This window comes from Ruegeria sp. ANG10 (assembly GCF_040705255.1).
Classification (GTDB): Bacteria; Pseudomonadota; Alphaproteobacteria; order Rhodobacterales; family Rhodobacteraceae; genus Ruegeria.
Window position 1 is genome coordinate 1 of the sequence record NZ_JBFCVU010000025.1, and the last position, 6,029, is coordinate 6,029.

Annotated in this window: 5 protein-coding genes; 1 reads left to right on the forward strand and 4 read right to left on the reverse strand. The window is 62.5% G+C overall.

Going from position 1 to position 6,029, the window contains the following annotated elements; all coding sequences use genetic code 11:
- Positions 1 to 80: 80 nt before the first annotated feature.
- Complete coding sequence (locus tag AB1A64_RS22250; RefSeq protein WP_366554335.1) at positions 81 to 350, forward strand: hypothetical protein; 270 nt, start codon at positions 81 to 83, stop codon at positions 348 to 350.
- Between the two features lie 84 nt (positions 351 to 434).
- Here AB1A64_RS22250 and AB1A64_RS22255 read toward each other — a convergent pair whose 3' ends face one another.
- The 4 genes from AB1A64_RS22255 to AB1A64_RS22270 all read right to left on the reverse strand — a co-directional run bounded on the left by AB1A64_RS22255 (position 435) and on the right by AB1A64_RS22270 (position 5,879).
- On the reverse strand, positions 435 to 1,601 hold the full coding sequence (locus tag AB1A64_RS22255) for a nucleotide sugar dehydrogenase (protein ID WP_366554337.1): 1,167 nt from the start codon (positions 1,599 to 1,601) through the stop codon (positions 435 to 437).
- 163 nt (positions 1,602 to 1,764) lie between these two features.
- Positions 1,765 to 3,144: a polysaccharide biosynthesis/export family protein gene (locus AB1A64_RS22260; protein WP_366554339.1), complete on the reverse strand. Its 1,380-nt coding sequence runs from the start codon at positions 3,142 to 3,144 to the stop codon at positions 1,765 to 1,767.
- Positions 3,145 to 3,168: 24 nt separating this feature from the next.
- Complete coding sequence (locus AB1A64_RS22265) at positions 3,169 to 3,822, reverse strand: YjbF family lipoprotein (RefSeq protein ID WP_366554341.1); 654 nt, start codon at positions 3,820 to 3,822, stop codon at positions 3,169 to 3,171.
- Positions 3,819 to 5,879, reverse strand: a complete 2,061-nt coding sequence (locus AB1A64_RS22270; RefSeq protein WP_366554343.1) for a YjbH domain-containing protein — start codon at positions 5,877 to 5,879, stop codon at positions 3,819 to 3,821. Before AB1A64_RS22270 ends, AB1A64_RS22265 begins: the two co-directional genes overlap by 4 nt.
- Positions 5,880 to 6,029: the final 150 nt, after the last annotated feature.

Sequence of the window (6,029 nt, forward strand, 5' to 3'; positions counted from 1 at the left end):
CCGTTCGGTGAGTTTTCGTTGTGTTAGTTGTGTTTTGTTTATGGTGTTGCTGATTGAGATGACTGAGTGAGGTTGGGCTGATGAGCATGAACCCTTTTAGCAATCGCGTTTCCAGCCTTTCGGGGCCTGCGCGTGATGTTTTGCCTGTTGCGCTGTCGGATGTGGCGGATCTGCCGGAGGTGGCGATTGGTCTTTATGTTGAGGTGGGCGGGGCTGTGGTGATGACCACGGTGCGGGGGGAGACGCGCACCGTTCAGGTGACGGATTTTTCGATCCTGCCGGTGGGGGTTACGCGTGTACATGCGACCGGCACAACGGCGTCGGGCATTCATGCGCTTGTGCTGACGTAAGCTATCCGCCGTTCACAGCGCACAGCCTTGCCGCGGGAATTCCTGCGGCGGGGTTTTTTGTACCCAAAGCAGTCTCGGGGGATGTCAGTCCGCGCCAAACAGATCGCGGGTGAAGACCTTGTCGCTGACATCGCGGATCTCGTCCGAGATGCGGTTGGCGAGGATCAGGTCGGCCTGCTGCTTGAAGGCGTCAAGATCGCGGATCACCGGTGAGTGGAAGAAATGATCCTCGCTCAAAACCGGTTCATAGACGATGACCTGGATGCCCTTGGCTTTGATCCGCTTCATGATGCCCTGAACCGAGCTTTGGCGGAAATTGTCGCTGCCTTCTTTCATCACCAGCCGGTAGATGCCGACGGTTTTGGGCCCTTTCATCAGGATCTGATCGCTGAGGAAATCCTTGCGGGTGCGGTTGGCATCGACGATGGCGCGGATCAGGTTCTGCGGCACATGGTTGTAATTGGCCAGCAGCTGTTTGGTATCCTTGGGCAGGCAATAGCCGCCATATCCGAACGAGGGGTTGTTGTAATGCGCGCCGATGCGCGGGTCGAGGCTGACGCCTTCGATGATCTGGCGCGGGTCCATGCCGCCGGCCAGGGAATAGCTGTCGAGCTCGTTGAAAAAGGCCACGCGCATGGCAAGGTAGGTATTGGCGAACAGCTTGATCGCCTCGGCCTCGTCGGGGTCGGTGAACAGCACCGGCGCATCCTTGGACACGGCCCCTTGCAGCAGCAGATCGGCAAAGGCCTTGGCCCGGTCCGAGCGTTCGCCGACGATGATCCGGCTGGGATGCAGGTTGTCGTGCAGCGCCTGCCCCTCGCGCAGAAACTCTGGCGAGAAGATCACATTGTTGGTGCCAAACCGCGCGCGGGCATCGGTGACAAAGCCCACGGGGATGGTGGATTTGATCACGATGACCGCATCGGGGTTCACTCTGGTGACCTGTTCGATCACCGTATCGACCGAGCTGGTGTCGAAATAGTTGCTGCGCGGATCATAATTGGTCGGGGTGGCCACAACGACAAAATCCGCCCCGCCAAACGCGGCTTCGGGATCGGTGGTGGCGGTCAGGTTCAGCGCTCGGTTGGTCAGGAAATCGGTGATATCGGCATCCTGGATCGGGCTTTCGCGCCGATTGAGCATGTCCACGCGCGCGGCGGACACATCCAGGGCAACAACGTCGTGGTTTTGCGCCAGCAATACCGCGTTGGACAAGCCAACATAGCCAATCCCGGCAATCGCGATCTTCATATCGTGGTTCCTTGTGTACCCAGGGTCGGCACGCCCGGTGCGACCATAATCGTGTTTTTGGTGTGTGATAAGCTTTTGAAAGACGTGAAGGCAATGATCTGACAGGGGCGGCCATCGCGCGCTTGTGCTGATTGCGCGCAATGGCGGTGCCCGGGTGGGTGTTTTAATTTACCGCGGCATTGATTGGCGTCGTTATGAGGGATGGGGTGATCTGGCTGATGGTGCGGCCCCATTTTGTGACCGGGTTTTCCGCGATGAAGATGATGTCGTTCGAGCGCAGCTGGAATTGCGCGGCCAGGGTCAGCTGTGCGGCGTTGCGGATATCAAGATGCCAGGCGGTGACGGCGCCGAACTCACGGGCGTCGGTTGCGGCGCGCAGCACATAGACTTCCGATGCGTCGCCGGTTTCCTTGGCGATGCCGCCGCCGGTGTCGAACAGCGCATCGGCCAGGGTGGCCGCGTGGTTGAAGGGCAGGGCATAGCGGCCCTGGGTGCGGACCTCGCCGGATAGATAGACGTAATCGCGATCAACCGCGTCCAGCTCGATGGATTGGACAAAGTTGCTGCGGCGCTCATCCAGATCGGCGCGGCGCAGATTGACGGCGGTGTTCAGCTCTTGCAGGGCGGTCTGGCGGCCTTCCAGCACGGTCTCGCGCAGGGCGATCTGCTGGGCAAAGAAGCGCTCGGCCCGGTCCAGATCATAGTCGGTATCGACAAAGACTGAATCGTCAGCGATCAGGTTGAGGTTCTGCAGCGCGGTGCGCGCATACAGATCTTCCAGCGGGATCTGATACATCTGCCCGTCGCGGTAGATCCGGACCGAGGAATTGTCGATATCGCTGACCGAGACCGACCCGGCGGCCGACAGCGCCTCGCCCAGGGTCAGCTGGGTCAGGGTGATGGGCTGGATGCCGGGCTGGCCGACGGCGCCGCCAACCGAGACGCGGCGGGAATTGAACTCGGCAATCTCCAGGCTGAAGGTGGGATCGATCTGGTTTTCCACCAGGCGCTGGAACAGCAGCGCCTCGGCTTCGTCCACGGTCAGGCCAACCAGCCGGACGCGGCCGACATCGGGGATGTTGATCGAGCCGTCATCCTGCACGGTATAGCCGTTGCGGCTGTTCTGCGCAGCCAGCAGGCCCGACAGCTCTCCGGCGGTGCCTTGGGTGGAGGGGGTCGACAGCACCAGCACGTCGCCGATGCCGATGGTATAGGGGCCGGGGTTGACCTGCGGCGGCGGGTCCAGCTGCAGCCCGGCGCGTGATCCGTCCTGGGTCGAGGGGGCCTCGGGCAGGGGGCCGGTGCCGCGCAGGCTGGTGTCAGAGCCCGATCCGGCCGACAGGCCAAACACCGAAGGCAGGGTTTTGGGCGCATAGGGTGATCGGTTGGCCACCAGCACGGTCTCGGGCGTGACCGGCACGACGCGGACCTTGCCGGCATCCGACACGCCTGCGGTCACCGAGGGGCTGCGGTAGATGGTTGAACATCCGGCGATCAGGCCGCTCAGGGCCAGCGCACTGAGGAGAAGGGGGAAATGGCGCACATGCTGTCCTTTGCTGTTCAAAACTCAACTGTCATCGGGCACCATCTTTATGACCATGTTGCCCAGGAAATCGCCGGTCCATTGCGAGGACTGGACGATGCGGCCGGTGCTGTCCTGCACCCAGTAAATGTTGCTGAAGGTCTCGGCCACCCCATAGCAATCCTCTTGCCGCTTTTGCGCGGCAACGGGCGTGCCCTGCAACACCACCGGGTCAGACCCCAGCGGGGTGATCCGGCAGCGATAGGCGTGCAGCTCGATCTCGTCATTGCCGTTGAGAAAACTGTGGAACCGCTCGGCCCGGCCCGAACCGCCGCTCAGGATCAGCGCGGCGCTCTGGCGGACATCCGATCCGGCCAGACCGCCGCCGAACCCCTTGGCCGAGGTCAGCAGCCCCTGATCCAGCGTGATGGTGGCGCCATCCGCGGTCAGCCAAGTCTGTACCCCGGCGCGCTCGGTCTCAAGCAGCATGACCCCGGCCAGATCGCGGGCGGGAAAGCCGACCTCAAGCCGGGGCGGGATCGGGCGGCGCGCGGCCAGCGCCTGCGCGCGCGGATGGAACCGGGGCGCATTGGGAAACAGCGCCCCCTTCAGCAGATCGACATCTTCCTGCGCGTCGCCGCAGGAGCTCAGCAGCAGGGCCAGCAAGGCCAACAGGGCAGGGCGGCGCAGGGCCTTCATCGCCAGAACCTCCCCCAGCCGCGCGACAGATCCTGCGCGCGGGCCTCGCGGGTGACGCCATAGAGCCGGTTGCGCACATGCAGCCGCGCGCCGCCATCGCGCAAAACGGGGCGGATGGTCTGGGCGATTTTGTTGCGCGACGGGCGCCCGGTCAGCCACGAGATCGGGATCTCCAGCCGGATACCCTTGTCGAACGAGCCTTCGCCGAACTCCTCGGAACTGACATTGGTCAGGGTGAAAAAAGCCCCCACCTTGAAGCCGTTGTTGAACTCGCGATCTAGCGTGAAGGTGGCGCCATAATCGCCCGCCAGGTAACGCCCGACATCGACCTGCGCGTGATACTCGCCCGGCAGATCGTAATAGGCCGAGACATGCCCGGTGGCGACGGAATAATCCTGAAAGCCGAACAGCACGTCGAAATCGCGCTGCACCGCATAATTGGCCTCGACGCCGAGGGCTAGGCGGCTGTTGGTGGGATACCACAGCAGTTCTGCCGACAGTCCACCGAACATGGTCTCGAGATAGCCCAGCGTGGTGCGGGCATAAAGGTTCGTGCCCGGCCGCCACAGATACTCGCCGGTCATATGTTCGATCCGCAGGTTGGATTCGCGGGCATAGATCGCCCAATCCGAGCGCACATGCGGCAGCGGTGAATCCGAGACCCGGGTGCTGTCATCCAGCGTACTGAGGATCGGCAGCCGCAGCCCGGTCGACAGGGTGAAGCCGGGCGAGAGCGTGTAATCCAGCCCCAGCGCGGCGCCCACCTCATATCGCAGCGGGTCGTCGGGATCGAAGAAAGAAAAGTTCAGATAGGGCCCGAACCGATAGGAAAAATGCGGGTAAGCATCGCTGAGGATACCGCCCTGCACCAGCGGCAGCGTGTCCGAAACCTCGGCCCGGGCAAAGCTGCGCCAGGCATTGTCGGGGTCGTGTTCCAGCTCATACAGGTCGTCGCGATTGACCCGCACCGCGCTCAGCGGCACGCCGTTCGACATCAGCGCGATGTCGAAATGCTCGGTCTGGGCGGGTTCTTCATTGGCCAGCACGCGGGCGGTGCGCCCCAACGCCTGGGCGGCCTGACCATAGGTGGTGTTCTCGACCCCGACCTGAACCGTATCGCCGGTCCCCGACAGATAGACCAGCCGCAGCCCTTCCTGTTCCAGCGCGGCCTGCATCCGGGACCGGATGTCGCCGGTCGCGCGGTCCGCTGTTGCGGTAGCGGTCTGCGATCTGGGCTGCAACGGCGGTGGCGCGGCACCTTGCCCGCCCGGCGCCACCGATTTGCGCGGGTCGATGAAATAGCTCAGCGTCAGCCCCAGCGTGGAGCCATAAAGATAAGATGTGGTCAGCTGCGTGCCATTGTCGAACCGGTACTGGACCCCGACATTGATCGGGGATCTGATCCGCAAACTGTCGTTGACGGCTTCCTGGCTGTACAGATCGGGGGAATACTCGGCCAGAAAGGTCAGCTGGTCATTATATTGCCAGCTGGCGCCCCCAAACAGCGCCGCATCGCCACGGAACCAGTTGCCGAATTCCAGCTCACCGCCCTGACCGTTCGAATTTGGCGGCGGCCGGGTGTCGAACCGGCTGCCAAACACACCCAGCGGGTTCGAAAACGCGCCCCGCCCTGCCATGCGGCCCCAGCCGATGCCACCGGTCAGCTTGAGCCGGTCCTGAAAGGTCTTGGTGGCCACAAAATACTCGGCCGCATAAACACCAGTGCCGCCAAAATCGCGCAGCCCCATCACGATGGCCGGGCTGTGCCGGCTTTCCTCGCGCAACCGGAAATGGATGTCAAAGCTGCGGTCATACCGGGTGGTGTCGGGCCCATCCAACCTGTCGATCACCGCATAACGAAAGCTGCCATGCACCCAGGGCAGCATCTGGAACGTCATCGTCCCCCGCCCGCTATTGCGCAACCCCGCAGCGGTGAAAACCAGCGCCCCGTCATCGAACATCTCGGCGGTCGGAATCTCAAGCAGGCCAGGCGTGCCATAGGTCGAAACAGACTGCGCCTGACCCATGCCCGCCGCACCCGCAAATACCAACGCCAACAGGCTTCTCAACCTCAAAGACACCGCTCGAATCTTCACGTCAATCTATCGCTTTTTCGATCGGCGCCTCACTAACAACTTTCAAAACAAACGTCCCGAAACAATCCGCCAAAAAAAATATCCACAAAACACCTTGTGGCAATTCTGCAA